This window comes from Streptomyces sp. NPDC088794 (assembly GCF_044750545.1).
GTDB lineage: Bacteria > Actinomycetota > Actinomycetes > Streptomycetales > Streptomycetaceae > Streptomyces.
Window position 1 is genome coordinate 264,119 of sequence record NZ_JBIVKB010000014.1, and the last position, 20,471, is coordinate 284,589.

General features: G+C 71.2%; 16 protein-coding genes and 2 pseudogenes. 11 read left to right on the forward strand and 7 right to left on the reverse strand.

The window, feature by feature from the left end:
- Positions 1 to 77 precede the first annotated feature (77 nt).
- Positions 78 to 379, reverse strand: a pseudogene (locus ACIP6U_RS34335) (hypothetical protein).
- A 286-nt stretch (positions 380 to 665) separates the two neighbouring features.
- On the opposite strand from ACIP6U_RS34335, the gene ACIP6U_RS34340 reads away from it, so the two are divergent.
- On the forward strand, positions 666 to 1,514 hold the full coding sequence (locus ACIP6U_RS34340) for a helix-turn-helix transcriptional regulator (RefSeq protein ID WP_401726051.1): 849 nt from the start codon (positions 666 to 668) through the stop codon (positions 1,512 to 1,514).
- 37 nt (positions 1,515 to 1,551) lie between these two features.
- On the opposite strand, the pseudogene ACIP6U_RS34345 reads toward ACIP6U_RS34340, so the two are convergent.
- The 3 genes and pseudogenes from ACIP6U_RS34345 to ACIP6U_RS34355 form a co-directional block, all read right to left on the reverse strand.
- A pseudogene (locus tag ACIP6U_RS34345) lies at positions 1,552 to 1,791 on the reverse strand (DUF2218 domain-containing protein); the annotation flags it as partial.
- Between the two features lie 45 nt (positions 1,792 to 1,836).
- Positions 1,837 to 2,157, reverse strand: a complete 321-nt coding sequence (locus ACIP6U_RS34350) for a hypothetical protein (RefSeq protein WP_401726198.1) — start codon at positions 2,155 to 2,157, stop codon at positions 1,837 to 1,839.
- A gap of 30 nt (positions 2,158 to 2,187) precedes the next feature.
- Positions 2,188 to 2,934 (reverse strand): DJ-1/PfpI family protein, encoded by a 747-nt coding sequence (locus tag ACIP6U_RS34355; protein WP_401726053.1) that lies wholly within the window; start codon positions 2,932 to 2,934, stop codon positions 2,188 to 2,190.
- 208 nt (positions 2,935 to 3,142) lie between these two features.
- Here ACIP6U_RS34355 and ACIP6U_RS34360 point away from each other — a divergent pair, with 208 nt between their 5' ends.
- From ACIP6U_RS34360 to ACIP6U_RS34390, 7 genes are all read left to right on the forward strand, one after another.
- Positions 3,143 to 4,081, forward strand: coding sequence for a GlxA family transcriptional regulator (locus ACIP6U_RS34360; protein ID WP_401726055.1), 939 nt, complete (start codon positions 3,143 to 3,145; stop codon positions 4,079 to 4,081).
- 183 nt (positions 4,082 to 4,264) lie between these two features.
- Positions 4,265 to 5,368: a LacI family DNA-binding transcriptional regulator gene (locus ACIP6U_RS34365; RefSeq protein ID WP_401726057.1), complete on the forward strand. Its 1,104-nt coding sequence runs from the start codon at positions 4,265 to 4,267 to the stop codon at positions 5,366 to 5,368.
- A 64-nt stretch (positions 5,369 to 5,432) separates the two neighbouring features.
- Positions 5,433 to 7,043 (forward strand): FAD-dependent oxidoreductase, encoded by a 1,611-nt coding sequence (locus ACIP6U_RS34370; protein WP_401726059.1) that lies wholly within the window; start codon positions 5,433 to 5,435, stop codon positions 7,041 to 7,043.
- A 57-nt stretch (positions 7,044 to 7,100) separates the two neighbouring features.
- Positions 7,101 to 9,230 carry a hydantoinase/oxoprolinase family protein gene (locus ACIP6U_RS34375; RefSeq protein ID WP_401726060.1) on the forward strand — a complete coding sequence of 710 codons (2,130 nt, stop codon included), beginning with the start codon at positions 7,101 to 7,103 and terminating at the stop codon, positions 9,228 to 9,230.
- Entirely contained in the window at positions 9,227 to 9,847 is a 621-nt protein-coding gene (locus tag ACIP6U_RS34380) for a hypothetical protein (RefSeq protein ID WP_401726062.1), read from the forward strand. The genes ACIP6U_RS34375 and ACIP6U_RS34380 overlap by 4 nt, the downstream gene beginning before the upstream one ends.
- A gap of 3 nt (positions 9,848 to 9,850) precedes the next feature.
- A complete protein-coding gene (locus tag ACIP6U_RS34385; protein ID WP_401726064.1) occupies positions 9,851 to 11,137 on the forward strand; it encodes a TRAP transporter large permease subunit in 1,287 nt (428 codons plus the stop codon).
- A 58-nt stretch (positions 11,138 to 11,195) separates the two neighbouring features.
- On the forward strand, positions 11,196 to 12,194 hold the full coding sequence (locus ACIP6U_RS34390; protein ID WP_401726066.1) for a hypothetical protein: 999 nt from the start codon (positions 11,196 to 11,198) through the stop codon (positions 12,192 to 12,194).
- A gap of 16 nt (positions 12,195 to 12,210) precedes the next feature.
- Here the strand turns inward: ACIP6U_RS34390 and ACIP6U_RS34395 are convergent, their stop codons facing one another.
- Complete coding sequence (locus ACIP6U_RS34395) at positions 12,211 to 13,128, reverse strand: hypothetical protein (protein WP_401726068.1); 918 nt, start codon at positions 13,126 to 13,128, stop codon at positions 12,211 to 12,213.
- Between the two features lie 4 nt (positions 13,129 to 13,132).
- Entirely contained in the window at positions 13,133 to 14,170 is a 1,038-nt protein-coding gene (locus ACIP6U_RS34400) for an NlpC/P60 family protein (RefSeq protein WP_401726069.1), read from the reverse strand.
- A 258-nt stretch (positions 14,171 to 14,428) separates the two neighbouring features.
- Here ACIP6U_RS34400 and ACIP6U_RS34405 point away from each other — a divergent pair, with 258 nt between their 5' ends.
- The 3 genes from ACIP6U_RS34405 (at position 14,429) to ACIP6U_RS34415 (ending at position 18,993) form a co-directional block, all read left to right on the forward strand.
- On the forward strand, positions 14,429 to 17,557 hold the full coding sequence (locus ACIP6U_RS34405) for an AfsR/SARP family transcriptional regulator (RefSeq protein ID WP_401726071.1): 3,129 nt from the start codon (positions 14,429 to 14,431) through the stop codon (positions 17,555 to 17,557).
- A 419-nt stretch (positions 17,558 to 17,976) separates the two neighbouring features.
- Positions 17,977 to 18,234, forward strand: coding sequence for an anti-sigma factor family protein (locus tag ACIP6U_RS34410; RefSeq protein WP_401726072.1), 258 nt, complete (start codon positions 17,977 to 17,979; stop codon positions 18,232 to 18,234).
- 189 nt (positions 18,235 to 18,423) lie between these two features.
- Entirely contained in the window at positions 18,424 to 18,993 is a 570-nt protein-coding gene (locus ACIP6U_RS34415) for a sigma-70 family RNA polymerase sigma factor (RefSeq protein ID WP_401726074.1), read from the forward strand.
- A 434-nt stretch (positions 18,994 to 19,427) separates the two neighbouring features.
- Here the strand turns inward: ACIP6U_RS34415 and ACIP6U_RS34420 are convergent, their stop codons facing one another.
- The gene (locus ACIP6U_RS34420) at positions 19,428 to 20,465 is read right to left on the reverse strand and encodes a zinc-binding alcohol dehydrogenase family protein (RefSeq protein WP_401726075.1); all 1,038 of its coding nucleotides are present in this window, start codon (positions 20,463 to 20,465) and stop codon (positions 19,428 to 19,430) included.
- Between the last annotated feature and the right edge of the window lie 6 nt (positions 20,466 to 20,471).

The window sequence follows — 20,471 nt, forward strand, 5'->3', positions numbered from 1 at the left end:
CGGAGCTCCAGGTCGCCCACCACGGAATGGTGCATCCGCTTGACCTCGTAGGGCAGGACCCGCGTGTATTCACGCGGCTACGGCGAGCGGAACTCGCCGCTGTGCACGGACAGTTCACTGACCAGCTCCAGGATGCGCGGATCCTCCGGAGTGCTCGCGGCGGTCTGCTGAAGATCGGCGACCGCGCGATGCTCGGCCGCTCCGGGCTCCGGTAGAAGGTCTTCGCCGCGGGGTCCAGGAACAGCATGCGCAGTACGTTGTCGTGCTGGGTGAAGTCCCGGTAGAGCGCGTCGGCAAGGGTGTTGGTGGCCGGCAGGTCCTGGGCGTGGCCGATGACAGAGGCCGGCGTCCTCGTCCAGCTGTCGATCAGTTGCCGCAGATGCGGGCGGACTCATTCGACCCGGGAGGGTGACCTCGTACGACGGCCCGCAGGCCGCGCCAGCCGGAACAGCTCCCGGTGCTCCTCGTCTGCCAGCCGCAGCACCCGGGCCATGGCGTCCGAGCGGGGGCGGAGAACCAGGCGTCCGCGTCGAAGGCAAGCCGCGATGTTCCGGCGCGGCCAGGACGCCGGGCGGCTGAGTCGCTCTGTGTGAACGGTGTGGAACCTGGTGCAATCGGGCGCGACCGGCACTTCTCAGACGTGGAAAAGCTTCTAGTCTTGCCGCATGAGCAATGGGACCCCTTTGGGTGATTTCCTCCGGGCCCGTCGCGAGGCCCTCAAGCCTCAGGACGTCGGTCTGCCGGAATACGGTCGCCGGCGGGTGCCCGGACTGCGCAGGGAGGAAGTCGCGCTGCTCGCGGGAGTCAGTTCCGACTACTACATCAGGCTGGAGCAGGGACGCGAGAGCAGCCCGTCCCCGCAGGTCCTGGAAGCCGTGGCGCAGGCGCTGAAGCTGGACGCGGAGTCCGCCGACCACCTCAACCGCCTCTGCCTGACGCCCTCGCAGCGTCCGCACGACCGAGGCGGAGCCGACGTCAGCCCGCAGTTGTTGCAGCTGATGGACGGCTGGGAACACACCCCGGCGTTCGTCCTGAGCCCGGCCCTCGACATCCTGGCGGGCAATTCCCTCGCCACGGCGCTGCACAGCGGATTCGACGCCTTCGACAATCTCGCCCGCAATGTGTTCGTCGATCCGGCGGGTCGCGAGTTCTACCAGGAATGGGACCGGGCCGCGCATTCCTGTGTCGCCGAACTCAGGGCCGCCTACGGCCACGATCCCGAATCCGTCCGTATCGCCGAAGTGGTCGCCGAACTGTCCGAGGAGAGCGAGGAGTTCGCCGGTATCTGGCAACTCCACGACGTCAAGAGCAAGTCCCAGGAAAGCAAGCACCTCAAGCACCCCGAAGTCGGCGACCTGCACATCGCGTTCGCCGCTTTCACGGTCAACGGCGCCCCGCATCAACAACTGGTCGTCTACCAGGCCGAACCGACGAGCCCGACAGCGACCGCGTTCGAGATGTTGAAGTCGACGGCCACCGAGCCGAAGCGGGCCCAGGCGAACGCGAACACGTGACCCGGGGCGAGGTGAACACGTATCCGCTGAGCCTGTGGACGTGCGTGGTGGCGAGGTCCTGCAGTCGGCGCGGACCCACCTCGTCCGGCGACTGGACGCGCAGGGTCAGTTCGCCAGGGACGGCGTCCAAGGTGCATGTACCCCGAGGCAGTTGGAGTGTCCCGGCGGTGTCGGTCCACTCGACGTGGATCTGTTCGCGGGTCTCGGCGGCCGCAGCCCGCTGGACGGCCGTGACCTGCTCGATGTCGCGGAGCGCAACGCGGTCACCCCCTTCCAGGTGGCCCTCACCCGGCGATGCCCCTTCGCCCCGCGGGTGCGCGGTCTACGCCTGAACCGTGCGACGGCGTCCGGTGACCTTGGAGGTCGGCAGTCGTCCGGCCTTGGAAGTGCCGGTGAGTGTGTCGCCGTCGACGGTCAGGGCGAAGACGAGGTTCAGGCGCATGGGCTTGGTGATGGCCTGTTTCCAGGTCAACCGGTCGCCGTCGAGGGCGACTTCGTCGAGCGGGACGCGCTCTCCCGCCCCGTGGGCGGCCCCGGTCAGGACATCGTCCCGTCGGCTGAGTTCGACCACGGACTTGATCCTGCCGATGGGGGTGGAGATGGACAGGTCCCAAGTGCCTTCGACGGGCGTGGTGTTGTTCATGCTCACGGCCTCTTCCTCACAGCTTCTTCCTCACAACTTCTCCCTCATGACGTCCTCTTTCTGGCGTCTTCCTCGGGGTGCTTCCGATTGGAGCGCGGCCGGCACCAGGCCCTCGTGACGCCAGACCGTGCCGCGGCGCTCGTGGGCGAACAACTCCTCGACCGCGTGGGCGATTTGAGGCCCCGCCTCGCGCTCCAGCAGATACAGCCCCAGGTCGAGTCCGGACGTGACACCGGCGCCGGTGACGAGGTCGCCGTCGTCGACGACACGGGCGTGGACCGCGTGGACGCCGGTGGCGTCGAGCATGTCCAGGCCCAGGTGATGGGTCGTGGCGTGACGGCCCTCCAGCAGACCGGCCATGGCCAGGACGAGCGAACCACCGCACACCGCCGCGACCGTCACCTCCGGGTTGTCCAGCGCCGCCTTCATGAGCGCGGGCAGGTCGGTGGTCAGGGTGCGGCCCAGCAGTACGGGGATGAACTCGTCCTGTCGCCACTCGCCTGCCCCCACCTCCTGATCGGGCACCTCGCCGGGCTCCCCGACCCGCCCCGAGGCGCCGGGGACGAGGATGAGCCCCGCGCGTCCGGGGTCGAGTGCGGCGGTGGCACGCAGGGCCAGCCCGCCCGTGCCGCTGACCACCTCACGTACCCCTTCGGCGGAGACCAGTTCCACGGTCACCGCGCCCCCGGAGGCGGTGCCGCCGGCGTACAGCACCTCGTAGGGGGCGATGACATCCAACGGGTCGAAGCCGTCGAACAAGACGATCTGGGCGTGCATGGCAGGTCCTTCGGACGGGGCGGAGCCGGTCTCAGTGCCGGACGCTCCCGACGCTAACCGGCCGCCGAGCCGCCTCCCAGTGACATTAGTGACACCTTCCGGCGGAATATTGCCAAGCATGTGCGAGTGGCCTCTGAGCTGGCATGACTGTATGCAAGGACCTCATCTCGACCGAAATCGATGGTCGGCGGAGAGGTATCTTGCTGCCATGCACACAGTCGCCGTCCTCGCGCTCGACCGGGTGATCCCGTTCGACCTGTCCACCCCGATCGAGGTCTTCACCCGCACCCGCCTCCCGGACGGGCGCCCCGGCTACCAGATCCGGGTGTGCGCGGAGAAGCCGGAGATCGACGCGGGTGCCTTCACCCTGCGCGCACCCTGGGGGCTGGAGGGGCTCAAGGGCGCGGACACGATCATCGTGCCCGGCACCGCCGACATCGCGGCTCCCCTCGACCCCGCCGTCCGTGACGCGCTGCGGTCGGCCGCCGCCGACGGCACGCGCATCGCCTCCATCTGCTCGGGCACCTTCCCACTGGCCGCCACCGGTCTGCTCGACGGCCTGCGCGCGACCACGCACTGGATCGCGGCCGCCGAACTCGCCGCCGCCTACCCGGAGATCGACGTCGACCCGGACGTCCTGTACGTCGACAACGGCCAGTTCCTCACCTCCGCCGGTGCCGCCGCTGGCCTGGACCTGTGCCTGCACATGATCCGGCGCGACTACGGTTCGGCCGTCGCCGCCGATGCCGCCCGGCTGTCCGTCATGCCGCTGGAACGCGAGGGCGGACAGGCGCAGTTCATCGTCCACGACCGCACACCCACCCCGCAGGGCTCCGTCCTCGAACCCCTCCTCACCTGGTTGCAGGACAACCTCGCCCGCGACCTCACGCTCGCCGACATCGCCGCCTACGACGGCACCAGCACCCGCACCCTGATCCGCCGCTTCCGTGAACAGACCGGCACCACCCCGCTCCAGTGGCTGCACCGCGCCCGCATCCGCCAGGCCCAGCACCTCCTGGAGACGACGAGCCACCCCGTCGAACGCATCGGCACCCAGGTCGGCTTCGGCTCACCCACCGCCTTCCGCGACCGCTTCAAGCGCACCACCGGCGTCAGCCCGCACGCCTACCGCCGCGCCTTCAGCTGAGCCGCACATCCCCACCTGACCCCCACGGTCCGGCTCCACCCGCACTCCGGAACGAAGTCCTGTCAGAAGTCTTGACCGACGGCGGAGGAGCGCCCACAGTACTCATTCATACGCATAACTAATACGCATTAATGATACGCATGAACGGCCGGTACGCCGGTCGTGTCCGGTCAGGTGAGGAGCATGGTGGAGCAGCCCAAGAAGCGGTCCCGGCGCGGTCGTACCCCCGCGGCGGCGGGCCGCACGCCCCGGCCGCGGCAGGCCGAGGTGGCCCGGCTGGCCGGGGTTTCCCAGGCCACGGTGTCGCTCGTGCTGTCGGACAAGACCACGGGCGCGACGATCTCGGACGAGACCCGGCAACGGGTGCTCGACGCGGCCCGCAGCCTCGGCTACGTACCGGACCCCGCCGCGCAGCGGCTGGCCGCGGCCCGCAACAACCTGCTCGGCGTCTTCAGCTTCACGGCCACCTTCCCCACCGACGTGCAGCACTCGTACTACCCCTTCCTCATCGGCGTGGAGCAGGAAGCCGCCGCGCGCGGCTACGACCTGGTGCTCTTCACGGGGTCGAGTTCCGGCGGCGCCGGGGCGTCCCGGCCCGACGCGCTGAGCAGGGTGCGGCTCGCCGACGGCTGTCTCTTCCTCGGTCGGCACGCTCCGCTCGCGGAGTTGAAGCGGATGGTCGCCGACGGCTTCCCGGTCGTGCACCTCGGGCGGCGCGACGAACTCGAAGGGCTGCCGTGGGTGGGCGCCGACTACGTCAGCGCGAGCGCCGAGGTCGTCGGCCATCTGGCGGCCCTGGGGCACCGGCGGATCGTACTGGTCCGCGAGGACGACGACGCCCCGGCCTCGACCGACCGGCAACAGGGCTTCCTGGAAGGGCTGTTGGCGGCCGGGCTCGACGGCGGGCCCGAGGCCGTCTTCCGCTCGGCCGACCCCGTGCGTGACCTCACCCCCGAGCGGCTGCGCCAGTGGCTGGCCGCAGGCGTCACCGCGTTCGTCGCCGAGGAGACCGACACCGGGGCCGCCTGGCGTGCCCTGTGCGGGGCCGTCGAGGAGGCCGGCCTCAGCTGCCCCGACGACCTGTCGCTCGCCCTGCTCGGCAGTCCGCCCGGCGATCTCCTCGCCGGTCCAAGGGCCACCGGATTCGACATCCCCCGGCCCGAGTTGGGCGCCGCGGCGGTCCGGCTGCTCGCCGCCCGGGTCGCCGGGGAGGAGGCCGAAGAGCCCCTGGTCGCCTGTGTGTTCCGGCCCGGTGACACCTCGGGCAGGCCGCCGGAGCAGCACTGATCACGGCGACCGAGCACCGTACGACCGCACCCTCCGGGAACGTCAACTACCAGCAAGGAGAAGCGTGATACCGGAAGCCGACATCCTCATCGTGGGCGGTGGCCTCGGCGGTGTGGCCGCCGCACTCGCCGCCTGCCGGGCCGGACGCACGGTCGTGCTCACCGAGGAGACCGACTGGGTCGGCGGACAGCTCACCTCGCAGGCCGTGCCGCCCGACGAGCACCCGTGGGTCGAGCAGTTCGGGACGACAGCCTCGTACCGTCAACTGCGCGAGGGCATCAGGCAGTTCTACCGGCAGTGGTACCCGCTGCGGGCGGAGGCGCTCGCGCTCACCGACCTCAACCCGGGCGCCGGACGGGTCAGCAAGCTCTGCCACGAGCCGCGTGTGGCGCTGGCCGTCCTCGAGGCCATGCTCGCTCCCCACCGGGCGGCCGGACGCCTGACCGTCCTCACCGAGCACCGGCCCGTCGCGGCCGAGGCCGACAACGATGTCGTACGGTCCGTCACCCTGGAACACCGCCCCGACGGCCGCCGCGTCACCGTCCCGGCCCGCTATGTCATCGACGCCACCGAGACGGGCGAACTCCTGGAGCTGGCGGGTGTCGAGCATGTCTGCGGCGTCGAGGCGCGGTCCGAGTTCGACGAGCCGCACGCCCCGGACCGGGCGGAGCCGCTCAACCAGCAGGGCATCACCGTGTGCTTCGCGCTCTCCCACCACGAGGGCGAGGACCACACCGTCGACCGCCCGGACGACTACGAGTTCTGGCGGGCCTACCGCCCCGACTTCTGGCCCGGCCCGCTGCTCGGCTTCCAGGCACCCGACCCGCGCTCGCTGGAACCCGTCCCGCGCACCTTCGTCCCCAACCCCGACCTCGACCCGCTCGCCGTGAGCGCCGACCAGAGCGCCGACGCCGGCGACAAGGAACTGTGGGGCTTCCGCCGCATCCTGGCCCGCAAGCTGCACAGTCCCGGCGCCTTCGACTCCGACATCACGCTCGTCAACTGGCCCCTCAACGACTACTGGTTGAAGCCGCTGATCGGAGCGGGCGCGGAGACGGGAGCCCAAGCCGTAGCCGAGGCACGGCAGTTGTCGCTGTCGGTCCTGTACTGGCTCCAGACCGAGGCACCCCGTCCCGACGGCGGCACCGGCTTCCCCGGTCTCCGGCTTCGCCCCGACGTGACCGGTACCGCGGACGGCCTGGCGAAGGCGCCGTACGTGCGCGAGTCCCGCCGTATCAAGGCCGTCACCACCGTCACCGAACGCGATGTGGCGATCGACCTGGTGGGTCCGTACGGGGGCACCAAGTACCGCGACTCCGTGGGCATCGGCAGTTATCGCATCGACCTGCACCCCTCGACCGGGGGCGACTCCTACATCGACATCGGGTCGGTGCCCTTCGAGATCCCGCTCGGGGCGCTGGTGCCCCGGCGGGTCCGCAATCTGCTGCCCGCCGGCAAGAACATCGGCACGACCCACATCACCAACGGCTGTTACCGGCTCCACCCGGTGGAGTGGAACATCGGCGAGGTCGCCGGCGCGCTCGCCGCCCACTGCCTGGCCGAGGACCTCGAACCGCACCAAGTGCAGGCCGAGGACAAGCGGTTCGAGGAGTTCGCGCGGCTCCTCGACCGCGCCGGAGTGCAGCGCCACTGGCCCGACGTACGCGGCTACTGACCGCGTCGGGGCGACCGCCCGCGCACGAGCGACACAGCACAAGGAGGTGCTCCAGACATGACCACCGACCGGATCCGCGTCGGCATCGACGTGGGCGGAACCTTTACCGACGCCGTGGCAGTGGACGCCACGACCCTGCGGCTGCTGGGACAGGTCAAGGTCCCCACCAGCCACCACCACGAGGACGGAGTCGCGCACGGCATCGTCGAAGCCCTGGACCGGCTGCTGCGCGAGGTCGAACGGTCCCCCGGCGACATCGCGTTCCTCGCGCACGGCACGACCCAGGCCACCAACGCCCTGCTGGAGGGCGATGTCGCCACCGTCGGCCTGATCGGCATCGGCACCGGACCCGGCGCTGTTCTCACCCGTCGGCTCGCCGCGCTCGGCAGGCTCGAACTCGCCCCCGGCAAGCGGCTTCCGCTCGCGTACGCCCATGTCGCCGACCCGGACGACCCGGCGGCCGTACGCGCCGCGGTCGGGGAGTTGACGGCGGCGGGCGCCCAAGTCCTCGTCGCCACTGAGCCGTTCGCCGTCGACCGGCCCGAGGGCGAGCAGGCCGTGCTCGAAGCCGCGCGGTCCGCAGGACTTCCGATGACGGCCGCGCACGAGATCACCTCGCTGTACGGACTGCACAAGAGGACCCGCACCGCGGTCGTCAACGCGGCCATCCTGCCGCGCATGCTCGCCACCGCCGACCTCGTCGACGCGTCCATCACCAAGGCAGGGGTCACCGCACCGCTCATGGTCATGCGCTGCGACGGCGGGGTCATGGCCCTCGACGAGATGCGCCGGCGCCCGCTGCTGACCGTCCTGTCAGGCCCGGCCGCCGGAGTCGCCGGCGCCCTCATGCAGGAACGGATCAGCGAGGGCGTCTTCCTCGAGACCGGCGGCACCTCCACCGACATCAGCGTCGTCCGGCGCGGCAAGGTCGCCGTCCGCCACGCCACGATGCTCGGCAGGACGTCGTACCTCAACGCGCTCGACGTGCGCACGGTCGGCGTCGGCGGCGGCTCGATGGTCCGTGTCACCCAGGGCCGCGTCACCGCCGTCGGTCCGCGCAGCGCCCACATCGCGGGACTGCCCTACGCCTGCTTCGCCGACCTCGACGACCTGCGGGGCGCGACCCTCGCCACGGTGCGGCCGATGCCGGACGACCCCGACGACTACGTGGTGTTGGACGCGGCGGGCGGACGGTTCGCGCTCACCATGACGTGCGCCGCCAACGCGCTCGGCCGGGTCCCCGACGGGGACTTCGCGCGCTGCGACCCGGAAGTGGCGAGGGCCGCGATCGCGCCGCTCGCCGCCGAGTTGGGCGTGGACGTGCCGACCGCGGCCGCCCGTGTCCTCGACGCAGGGGTCGCCCGCGTGCGGGAGACCGTGGACTCGCTCGTCCGCGACTACCGCCTCGACCCCGACACGGCGGTCCTCGTCGGCGGTGGCGGCGGGGCGGCCTCGGTCACCCCGCACCTGGCCGCGCTCACCGGCATGAGCGGCACGATCGCCCGGCACAGCGAGGTCATCAGCCCCATCGGCGTGGCCCTCGCACTGGTGCGGGAACAGATCGAGCGGATCATCCCGGGCGCAGGCCAGGAGCAGATCCTCGCCGTCCGGGCCGAGGCCGAGCGGGCGGTCGTCGCCCAGGGCGCCGCGCCCGACGGCGTCGAGGTCGAGGTGACCGTCGACCCGCAGACCAGCACCGTGCGCGCCACGGCCACCGGCGCCACGGAACTGCGTACCCAGGACCGCTCGCACAGCGCCGACGACACCGAACGCCTCACCGCGGCCGCCACCAGCCTCAGGACCGACCCGGCCGCGGTCCGCGTCCTCGCCGAGACACCCGCCCACACGGTCTACGGCACCGAGGTACGCCGTCGGCTGCGCTCCGTCCGGCGTCCCGTACGGGTCGTCGACGCCGACGGTGTCGTACGCCTGCACGCCTCGGACGCGAGCGTCACCGCCACCACCGTCGGTGCCGCGCCCGAACTCCTCGCCCACCTCGTGCGCGAGGGCACGTCCTACGGCGACGGCGGCGTCCGCGCCCCCGCGCTGCGGCTCCTGCTCGGCTCCCGCATCGCCGACCTCTCCGGTGTCCTGGACCCGCAGCCCCTGCTCGCGCTGGCCCGCAGCGAGATGCGGGACCGCGCCCTGGACGAACCGGTGGTCGCCGTGGTGGAGGTGCGGTCATGAGCGGCCCTGCCGGTTCGGCCGCCGTGGCTGCCGTCGTGGCCGCCGCCGCTTCCGCCGTCGATCCGGCGACGGACGATCTGGCCCTCGCCGTACGGCTGTTGGCGACCACGCCCACCCACGAGAACCGCACCCCCGCCGAACTGCGCCGATGGGCCCTGGCCGCCGACGCGTTCGGCGCCGCGCTCGCCCCCGGTCCGCCGTGCCGCGCCCGGATCGTGGAACGTGCCGACGGGCTCGGCCAGTTGCTGCTCGCGCGCTACACCTCGCGTCCCGCCACCGTCGAGCTCTACACCGACACCATCGACCGGGCCGAGACGCTGATCGACGAACTCGGCTGGCGCTCCTGGTATCCCGCCGGATCCGTGCGCGCCGCGGCCCTCGCCCACGAGAGCGCACACGCTCTGCTGCACCGCAGGGAGACGCGGGCCGCGCTCAAGGAGGCGCTCGGACACACCGTCCTGCGGCTGGGCCGCCACCGGGTCCTCGGCCATGTGGCCGGTGCCGACGAACTCGCCGCGCACGCCTACGCCCGTACCGTCTGCGGCCTGGGTCGCAGCCCCCTCCTGCTCACCGCCGCGCTCGCCGCCGCGGTGGACACACCCGGAAGACAGAGGTGACCCATGGGTGTCGTCATCCTGCTCGTCATGGCGGCCGGAGTCGCCGCCATGCTCACCCGCAAACTGCCCACGGCCTTCGCGCTCGTCATCCTCGCCGTCGTCATCGCCTTCCTCGCCGGCGCACCCCTGACCGGCAAGAACAGCGCGCTGGACACCGTCCTCCAGGAGGGCGCGCCCACCCTGGCGGCCACGATGATCGCGATCGTGCTCGGCTCCTGGCTCGGCAAACTCCTTGAGGAGACCGGCATCGCGGGCACCATCGTCCGCAAGATCGTCGAGTTCGGCGGTGACCGCCCGGTCGTCGTGGCCCTCGGTGTGCTGGCCGTGTCCGCGCTGGTCGGTACCGTCACCGGATCGGCGCCGGCCGCGATGCTCGCCGGGCTCATCGGCATCCCCGCCATGATCGCGGTCGGCATCCCCAAGGTGACCGCTGCCGGGACCGTCCTCATGGGCATCGCCGTGGGCATTCCCTTCGAACTGCCTCTGTGGCAGTTCTTCTCCACGGCCCTGGACCTGCCCGTACCGACCGTGCGCGGCTTCATGGTGAAGCTGTTCCCCTTCGCCCTGGTCGCCGCCGTCCTCTACGTGCTCATAGAGTCCCGTCGACGCGGCGTGGAACACACCTGGTCCCTCAAGTCCGTGCAGGACAGGCCGAGTTCGGTGAGCCGCCGCAAGCGGCTCGGGGACGCTCCCTGGTACGCGCTGCTCACCCCCGCCGTCCCCCTGATCCTCGCCCTGGGCTTCGAACTCGCCATCATCCCCTCCCTGTTGGCGGGTGTGCTGTACGCCCTGGTCACCACCACAGGACCGCGCGAGATGAACAAGCGGCTGCTGCGCACCCTGTACGGCGGGTTCGAGGTGGCCGCCCCGCCGATCGCCCTGTTCATCGCCATCGGCATCCTGCTGGCGGCGGTCAAACTGCCCGGCGCCGTCGACGCGTTGGAGCCGCTGATGAAGGCGGTCAGCCCGCACAACGCCGTGCTGTTCGTCCTCGTATTCACCCTGCTCGTCCCGCTCTGCCTCTACCGCGGACCGCTGAACGTCTTCGGGCTCGGCGCCGGGATCGCCGGCGTCCTCATCGCCACGGGCATCTACCCGGCCGCCGTCGTCCTCGGCATGGCCACCTCGTACAACCAGGTCTTCGGCGTCGCCGACCCCACCAGCACGCAGACGGTCTGGGCCGCCCAGTACGCCGGTGTCTCCCCGCAGCAGGTCATGGTGCGCACCCTCCCGTACGTGTGGGCCGTCGCCCTGGGCGGGCTGTGCGTCACCGCGGCCACCTATCTCTGACCTCCACCGTCTTTCTGTCACCCCTCTTGGACCGACCTCCACCCCCTTGGAGCCGACCATGCCTCAACCGCGTTTCGACCGACGCCTGTTCCTGCGCGCCACGGCCGCCACCGGCGCCGCCGTCACCGTCGGCGGCCTCTCCGCCCCGGCCGCGTCCGCCGCCCCCGGCGGATTCCCCGACTACACCTATGTCCGCACCCTGCTCACGCCGTCGCAACTGAAGTACAACCCGACCGGCGAGATCATCTTCCCGTGCGTCAGGGGCGTCTACGACAAGCTGAGCGCCCCCCTCGGCCGCTACTACCTGTACTACGGGCCGCATGACGCGCCCGGCGGCATCTGCCTGGCCTACGGCAACTCACTGGAAGGGCCGTTCACCGAATACCCGAACAACCCGATCGTCGCCAACAGTTGGCAGCCCCACTACTCCGTCAGCCACGTCGCCTCCCCGCACGTCATGTGGCACGCGAGCACGAAGGAGCTGTGGCTGTACTTCCACGGCGAGAACACCACCACGCGCCTGGCCCGCTCCAAGGACGGCATCAACTTCACCTACGACAAGGTCGTCCTGTCCACGTCGATGCTGCCGAGCGGCACCACCGAGACGTCGTACGCCCGTGTCTTCCCGCACGAGCTGCCCTCGCGCGGCGCCCACTACGTCATGGTCTTCATGCTGAACAACACCACCAACCACCGTGACATCCACTGGGGTTGGTCGGCCGACGGACGCACCTGGACCTACGACCAGCAGCCCCTGATCCGCCACACCGACGTCGGCGCCGTCAACGTCGGCGGGCCGCACCTGCTGTACCGCAACAACAGCACGTACGTCGTCTACAACAAGGACAAGGAGAGCGGCGGCGACCTGATGATCACGGAGGTGGGCAACGACTTCAGCAAGCGCGGCCACCTCGGGGTCTTCTACAACTCCCGCAGCGGCGCCCCCGAGAACGGCCGGTCCGCCGCCCCGTCGTTCGGCACCGACGGGGGAGTGCCCTACATGATCTACGAGGCGGGGGAGCGGCTCGCGGGCTCCATCGCGATGGCTCGCGGCTGACCGGGCCGTTCACCCGTCATGACCCGGCGGGCCGCCCGGGGCGTCGGGTGAACCGGCGCAGGCCTCGTCGCGCGGGCTTGAGGGGCTTGTCCTCGGGGGCGACGGGACCGTGGCCCGCCGTCAGGGCCGGTGCCGAGGTCGACACCGAGGTCGGTACGGACCGGCCGCCCCGTGCGAGCCGGCTCCGGACGGCCTGGGCCAGGGCCTGGTGGGACGGTTCCACCAGCAGGTCCGCCGCGGACAGCCGTTCCCACATGTGCAGCAACTCCGTTCCCCGGGTGGCCACTTGGCCCTCGTCCAGCAGTCGCTGCCAGGCGGCGGTGGCGCGGGCCACCTCGGGTGCCGCCCGGGGCAGGTCGGTACGGCAGCGGATGCGGGCGACGGTCAGCGCGAGGACGGTGGAGAGCATGTAGTCGCCGCGCAGATAGGCGAGGTACGCCTCGATCGCCCGTGCCTCCAGGGAGAGCTCGTCCTCCGCTCCCCGGCGCAGGGTGAGGTGCTCCCGCAGGGCGCTGGCGAGGACGAACGCGGCGTGCAGCTCCTCGCGCTGGGCGTGCTGGAGGATGCGCTCGACGCGGGCGAGCGGCGGGAACGCCTCCTCCTCCGCGGCGGTCCGCTCGCGCCCGGGCGGCAGGTCCTCCTCGTCGGCGATGGTCCGGCTCGAACCGTCGGGGTACACCCGCAGGCGCGCCACCTGCTGCACGGTGCGGTCGATGACGGTGGCCGCCACCGGGGCCCGCAGGGTGCGGGCGAACATGGCGATCGCGTCGAGGATCGCCTCGTTGGGCTGCCGCATGCCGGCCATCTCCAGCAGATGGCCGTTGACCACCGTCGACCCGTCCTCGGCCACGTAGGCGTCGAGACGGATCAGCGGGTGTGCGGCGAGCGCGGGCAGGTTGTGCCCCTCGTCGCGAGGTGTCAGCGCGTGGTTCATCGGCTCAGGCTCCGGGTCGGACGACACCGACGATGGGCATGGAGGCGGCCGGTGCGATCGTCACCGTGCGCCCGGGCCGCGGGGCGTGGACGATCTGCCCGTTCCCGATGTACATGCCCACGTGCGTGGCGTCGTAGTAGATGATCAGGTCCCCGGGCCGGGCGGAGGCCAGGGGGACCCGGGTCAGTCCCTGCCACTGGGCCTGCGAGGTACGGGGGATGGGGTGCCCGGCCGCCGCCCATGCCGTGGAGGTGAGCCCCGAGCAGTCGTACGACGAGGGGCCCACCGCGCCCCACACGTACGGCTTGCCCAACTGCGCCTTCGCGAAGGCGACGGCCCGCCCGGCCGCTCCGCTCACCTGCGTGTTGCCGCCCGAGCCGGTCCCGGTCGAGGTGCCGCCGCCCGAACCGGAGCCGGTCCAGCGGGACGTGGCCTCCTGCGCCTGCTCCTTCTCCAACTGGGCCAGCTTGCGGGTCTGTTCCTTCCGAAGCCCCGCCTCGATCTGCTCGGCCTGCGCGATCTTCCCCTCGATCTTCTGCTTCGACTCGGCCTTGTCCGCGCGGGTGTTGTTCAGCGCCCGCAGCTCCTTGGCGGCGGCGTCGGTCCGCCGGCTCAGTTCCGTGCGGGCGGTCTTCTGCGACTCGGAGACGGTGATCAGGTTCCGCATGGCCTGGCGGGCCTGGGACGCCTCGTCCAGTGCCTCGTCGGGATGGTCGCCGAGCAGCAACTGGATGCCCGTGGCGGCGAGATCACCCCCGTGATACTGCGTCCGGGCCGCCGCTCCCGCGAGGTCGTGCAGGTCGTCCACCCGGTCCTCGGTGCGGGCCAGGGCCTTGCGCAGCGACTTCAGCCGCTTCTCCTGCTCGGTCGCCTTCACGTCCGCGGTGTTGTACGCCTCGGTGGCCACCTCCGCCGCGCGGTAGAGGCCGTTCAGCTCGTCGTGGATGCCCTCGATCGTCTTGTCGTCCTGCGGTCCTGGTTCGCCGGGGACCGCGTAACTCGGCCCGGACACAAGGGCGATCGCGCACGCGAGGGTTGCCAAGGAGGCCCGACTCTGCAAGCGTCTGGCGCCGGTCGACAGGTTCATCAGCTCCACGACAGGTTCATCAGCTCCGCTTTCAGAGGTCGGTTCCACACAACCGCGGCACGGCATCCCGACCAAGGGCCCCAGGGGCACACGTGGGGGAACCCAAGTGACCCTCGGGTATGCCCTTTTGTGCGGGTGCCGGTCCCGGTCGTGAGCCACGACGCGCCGACAAGCCCCTCGGGGCGTTCGGGTGCCCACGGCATGATGACGGGCATGCGTTGTGGACTGCTCGGCCGCCTGGAGTTGGTGAACGGCAACGGCTCGGTCACCCTCCCCGGCACCATGTCCCGGGCGATCGTGGGACGGCTGCTGCTCGCCCACGGGACGGTCGTACGACGCGACACCCTCATCGGCGAACTGTGGGAGGAGCGCGAGGCGAAGGACCCGGTCAACGCGCTTCAGGTCCAACTGGCCAAGTTGCGCGTCGCGTTCGCGGCGCAGGGCGAGGAGGCCCGCCTGCTGTTCGGCCACGGCGGGTACCGGATCGTGCTGGGACCGCAGGACGAGGTCGACGTGCCCGCCTTCGAGACCGCGCTCCGGGAGGGCCGGGAGCACCTCGCGGCGGCGGAGTACGAAAAGGCCGAGAGCCGGCTGCGGTCGGGGCTGTCGCTGTGGCGCGGCCGCGCCCTGGACGGCCTGGAGCGGCGGGTCTTCGAGACCGAGCGGGCGCGTCTTGAGGATCTGCGGCTGGGCGCCCTGGAGGACGCCGCCACCGCGGGCCTCGAACTAGGGCGTGCGGGGGAGTTGGTCCCCGAACTGCAGGCCCTGGTGTCCCTCGCGCCCTTGCGCGAGCGGTCCCGGGCCCGTCTGATGCTCGCGCTGTACCAGTGCGGGCGGTTCGCGGAAGCCTTGGAGGTCTATGAGACGGGCCGACGGCTGCTGAAGTCCGAACTCGGAGTCGTCCCCTCACCGGAGCTGCGCTCCCTGCACGCCGCGATGATCCGCCACGATCCGTCCCTGCGGGGGCCGGCCCCCGCCTCGTACCGCCTGTCCTCGACGCGCACCGATGTCCGGTCGGCATTCGGCGAGGGCGATCCGATCCGACCGCTCGGCCCGTTCGTCGGCAGGCGCAAGGAGCTCGACGCGCTGCGCGAAGTCGTCGACCGCGAGCGGCTGGTGACCGTACTGGGACCGGGCGGCGTCGGCAAGACGCGTCTGGCGCTGGAGGTCTGCGCGCTGGTCCCGCCCTCCCGCGGTCACATCCGGTGGGTCGACCTGGCCCCGGCCGACGACGCGAACGTCCTCGCGCTGGTCGCCTCCGCGCTCGGCCTGTCCGACACCTCCGTCCGCCCCGACCAGCCCCCGCACGACTACGTGCACCGCCTCACCTCGTTCCTGGCCGGACGGCCGGCCGTGCTCGCGCTCGACAACTGCGAGCACCTGCTCGACGCCGTCGCCCCGCTCGTGGCGACCCTGCTGGGCCGGTGCCCCGCACTGACCGTCCTGACCACCAGCAGATCACCGCTGGAGGTGCCGGCCGAGGTGCTCTACCCCTTGGCGCCGATGCCGGACGACGAGGCCGCGGACCTGTTCGGCGCCCGTGCCGCGATGATCGACCCGTCCTTCGCCCCGGACGAGGCGGCGCTGCGCGACATCCGCTCCCTCTGCCGCAGGCTCGACGGGCTGCCGCTGGCGGTCGAACTCGCCGCCGCGCACGTCCGGTTGCTGTCCGTCCGGCAGATCGAGGCCCGCCTCGACGACCGCTTCACCCTGCTGACCAAGGGAGAGCGCACCGCACCGGCCAGACACCGCACCCTGCGCGCCGTCCTCGACCGGAGCTATGCCCTCCTCGACACCACCGAGCAGCGACTGCTGACGGAACTGGCCCTCTACGTGGGCGGCGTCTCCCTCGACCTCGTCGAGGCGGTGGCTCCGCTGCCCGGGACGGACAGTGCCGAACTGCTGCACGTACTGGGGCAGTTGGTCGACAAGTCCCTCCTCGTCCCCGTCTCCACGCCCAACGGGACCCGGCTGCGGATGCTGGAGACGGTCCGCGAGTACGCGCTCACCCGGCTCCGCGAGGAGGGCTGGGCGCCGGCGGCCGAAGAGCGCCTCATGACGTGGGCCGCGCGCTTCGTCCAGGACGGCAGCGCGGGCATCTCGTCCCGCGACCAGAAGAAGTGGGCCAGGCGGCTCACCGAGGAGTCCGCCAACATCAGGGCGGCGGCGGACCTGATGCCGACCAGGTCCAGGGAGCCCGAGGCCCTGCTGATCGAGGCTCGGCTGGGCTACTTCTGGTTCATCAGCGGCCGCGAGGAAGAGGGCATCGACCGCCTGCGCCGCAGCTTGCGGGCGTACGACGCGACGGCAGGACAGCGGGCCGCGGAGCCCACCGAGGAGGACGAGTGGGCGCTGTTCCACACGATCGCCTGGCTCACCTGGCTCCATCACGTCGCCGGACATCACGCCGAAGCCGGTTCCTTCGCGGCGCGGCACAAGGCGGCCTGGCAGCACGCGAAGAACCCCGACCTCGCGGTCCTGGGCCTCTGCTACGACGCGCTGCACGCGATGCTCAACGGGCGCGACGACGTGGCGGACCTCTTCGCAGCGGCGGAGGCGGCCGTGGTCGGCACCGAACTCCACTGGGACCGGGCGGTCCTGCAGACGAACTGGTCCACCTACTGCCTGCAACACGGCGACACCGAAGGGGCCCGCCGCCACGGCCTGATCGCCGTGGCGGCCTCGCGCGCGTCCGACGACGACTTCGCCCGGGTCTTCTCCCTCACCCTCTGCGGCGACGCGGACGAGAGCGACGGTCTCCGCGCCCGGGCCCGCGCGCAGTGGACCGAGGCGGCCGAGATCCTCCTTGCCGTCGGAGCGCGCACCCGTTGGGCGTACGCCGTGCTCAGGCTGGCCTGCCTGGACATCGCCGAGGGGGAGTCGGCCCTGGCCGAGCGGCGGTTAGCGGATGTGAGCCGGCTCGCGGACGAAGTGAGCGCGGACGACCTCCAGTCGGCCGTGGCCAACCTGCGCGGAATGCTGGCGGTCCACGACGGCCGCTTCGCGGACGCGGAGCGGATCTTCAGCGGGGTCTGGAGCTGTCCGGGCGCGCCGTCCGACCGCAGAGCGGTCTCCGCCGTCGGTCTGGCGGCCCTGGCGAGGTTCGGTCCGCCGACCACCGCCGCCCCGGACGACGCGCGGGCCTGGACCGACCGGGCCCGCCGGACGCACGCAGGACTCCTTGAGCCGCTCGCCCGGCACGCGGTGGGTGTGCTGCTGGACAGGCTGGGCGCCCACCACCGGTCAGGGGCGGACGGGGCAGGGGCGTACGGGCGGGGCGGGACGGACCAGGTGCGTGACTGGCTCGCGGGCAGCCCTTCGGTACTGGCCGCCTTCTGCTGAACCGCCCCGGCCGGCGGATCGTGAACCTCTTCGGGGTGTGCGCCGTAGCAGCCATCGGACGGCACCCGGTCGTGCCGAGGAGTCGTTTCCTTCGCTTCTCACGTGGCCGTCCGCTTCTCACGTGGCCCTCGCCGACGAAAGGCACAGCACCATGACCCAGTACCAGGGGTGGACCGATCGCGGAGAGGACGCCGTCACCGAACTGGCCGACCGGATCGACGGATCCGTGTTCACCCCGGACGACACGGGCTACGCGGGAGCGATCGCGGGGTTCAACCTCCGTTCGCGGCAACGGCCTTGCCTGGTCCTCGCGGGCTACGACCCGCGGAACCTCTTTCGGGTCGACAACCACACCATCGCTCCGGAACAGCGCCACGCCGAGCCGTCGGGACACCGACCTGATTCCAGGAGGCCGCACGGTGACATGCGAGCAGGAGACCACCGTACTGGCCGCATACGCCATGGCGGCCCTCGATCCCGCGGAGACCGTACGCGTCGACAGACACGTACGGGAGTGCCCGGTCTGCGCGGGTGACGTGAACGGGATCCGCACCACGCTCGCCGCGGTCCGCGGACTGCCGGACGAGGACCTGCTGGGCGACTGGTACGGCAGGCTCGCCGACCTGCGGGAGTCAGCGGTCCGAGCCGCCCGCGCGCAGGTCCCCGACCAAGGGTGAACACGGCTGTCCGACCACGGTCGAACAGCGCTCTTTCCGCTGCCTTTCCTGCGCCTGTCCTCGCGGACGCGGGAAGGGCAAGCGGACATCAAGCGGTCCGCAAGAGGTCCCTCCGAAGGTTTCCCCGTTCAGCTTTCAACGAATGAGTGCGCCGTGCCTCGACCCACGGCGCACCGGGGGAACGTGGCGATGAGGCACAGCACAGGAGTCCGGGACACCGAGGCGGACCGGGCCGGCGGGACGTGTGACAGGGGGCGCGACGACGCGTTCATCCGTGCCGTCTACGACAAGCACGGGGTGTTCCTGCTGAGAGTGACCACCGGACTGCTCCTGGGCGACAGCCATCAGGCCCAGGACCTGGTCCAGGAGGCCGTCCTGCGCGCCTGGCAGAACGCCGACATCCTCGATCCCGACGCCGAGGGCATCCGGCCGTGGCTCATCACGGTCGTCCGCAACCTCGTCATCGACGGCTACCGCGCCCGCAAGGCCCGTCCGCCGGAGACGGTCGACACCGCGCTGCACGACATGCCCGGTCCGGAGTCCATGGACCCGGCCCTCACCAGGAAGCTCGTGCGCGAGGCCCTGGGGGACCTGACGTTGCAGCACCGCGAGATCCTCGTCCACGTCGAGTTCCTGGACCAGTCCGTGGCCCGGACGGCGAAAGCACTGGGCATACCGCCGGGCACGGTCAAGTCCCGGACCCACCTGGCCCTCAAGGCCCTGCGCGCCGCGCTGGTCGAACGGGGCTACACCCCGTGAGGGGGCTGCACGCCGTGTGCGCGCCCCGTGGAGCCACGATCCGATTCCGAGGGAGGGCGAATTCGGAAAACGGCGGTCGCGTATACGTCGCTAGCGCGCTCCACGATTCGCAGCGGGCTCGCGCCGATTCGCCCGCCGGCGCGCCGCGTCCACCATGCTCCTTTCCTCCTGGGTCAGGAGATTCATGAGTCTCTCGTTGTTGACCCAGTCATTCAGCAGGGCGTGCGAGCCTCCCAGACTCAGGGAGTACGCCCACATGCTCCGCCCTCGCCTCGTTCCGTCCCATTCGGCTGCCCAGCGGAGCAGATGACCCATTCGCTGCTCCGGCGTGAACCTCGTCAATCGCATGCTCGTCACGTTTCCATGGTTACGAGAAGGCCTGTTCTTCTTCCGGTCTGTAGACGGGGCGCAGAACAAAGAGGTTCACGAAAGGCTCAGAATCCGGTGAGCGTCACCTTGCCGATGGTGCTGCCGGACTCCAGGATCCGGTGCGCCTCGCGCAGATGGGCCGCGTTGATCGTGCCGAGGTCCTGGGTGGCCGTGGTCCGCAGGGCACCCTCGTCCACGAGTTGGGCGATCCGGTCGAGGATGTGGTGCTGCGTCACCTCGTCCGGGGTGTGGAACAGCGAGCGCGTGAACATGAGTTCCCAGTGAAAGGAGATGCTCTTCGCCTTCAGCAGGCCGATCTCCACGGGACCGAAGTCGTCGATGGCGAGCAACTGCCCGAACGGCTTGAGCATGTCGGCGTACGCGCCGAGGTTCCGGTCCGTGCCAGCGGTGCCGAAGATGTGGTCCACCCCGCCGGGCGCCACCTCGGCCACCTGCGCCGGCAGCGGGCGATGGTGGTCGACCACGTGCGTCACGCCCATCCGGCGGGCGAACTCGACGGTCTCCGGTCGGGAGGCGGTGCCGATCACGGTCAAACCGGTGAGAGCGCGGGCCAGCTGGGCCACCATGGCCCCGACGCCGCCCGCCGCCGCGGTCACCAGCAGGGTGCCGGTCTCGGCCGAAGCGCCCTCGCGCAGGCCGAGCCGCTCGAACAGGCCCTCCCAGGCGGTGAGGGAGGTCAGCGGCAGCGCCGCCGCCTCGGCGAAGGAGAGCGTGCCGGGCTTGTGGCCGACGATGCGCTCGTCGACCGCGTGGAAGCGGGAGTTGGTGCCCGGCCGGTCGAGCGCGCCGGCGTAGAAGACCTCGTCGCCGACCTCGAACAGCTCCACTTCCGCACCGACCGCGACGACCCGCCCGGCGGCGTCCCAGCCGAGCACCTTGGGCTCGCCGCCCGGGTCGTTGTTCTGCCGGATCTTGTAGTCGACGGGGTTGACCGCGATGGCCTCCACCTGGACCAGCAGATCGTGCGGACCCGGCTGCGGCACGGGCAGTTCGACGTCGACCAGGCTCTCGGTGTCGTCGATCGGCAGGCTCTTGCGGTAGGCGACGGCGGGCATGGTCGTCGTCTTCCAGGTCTCACTCATGGGGGA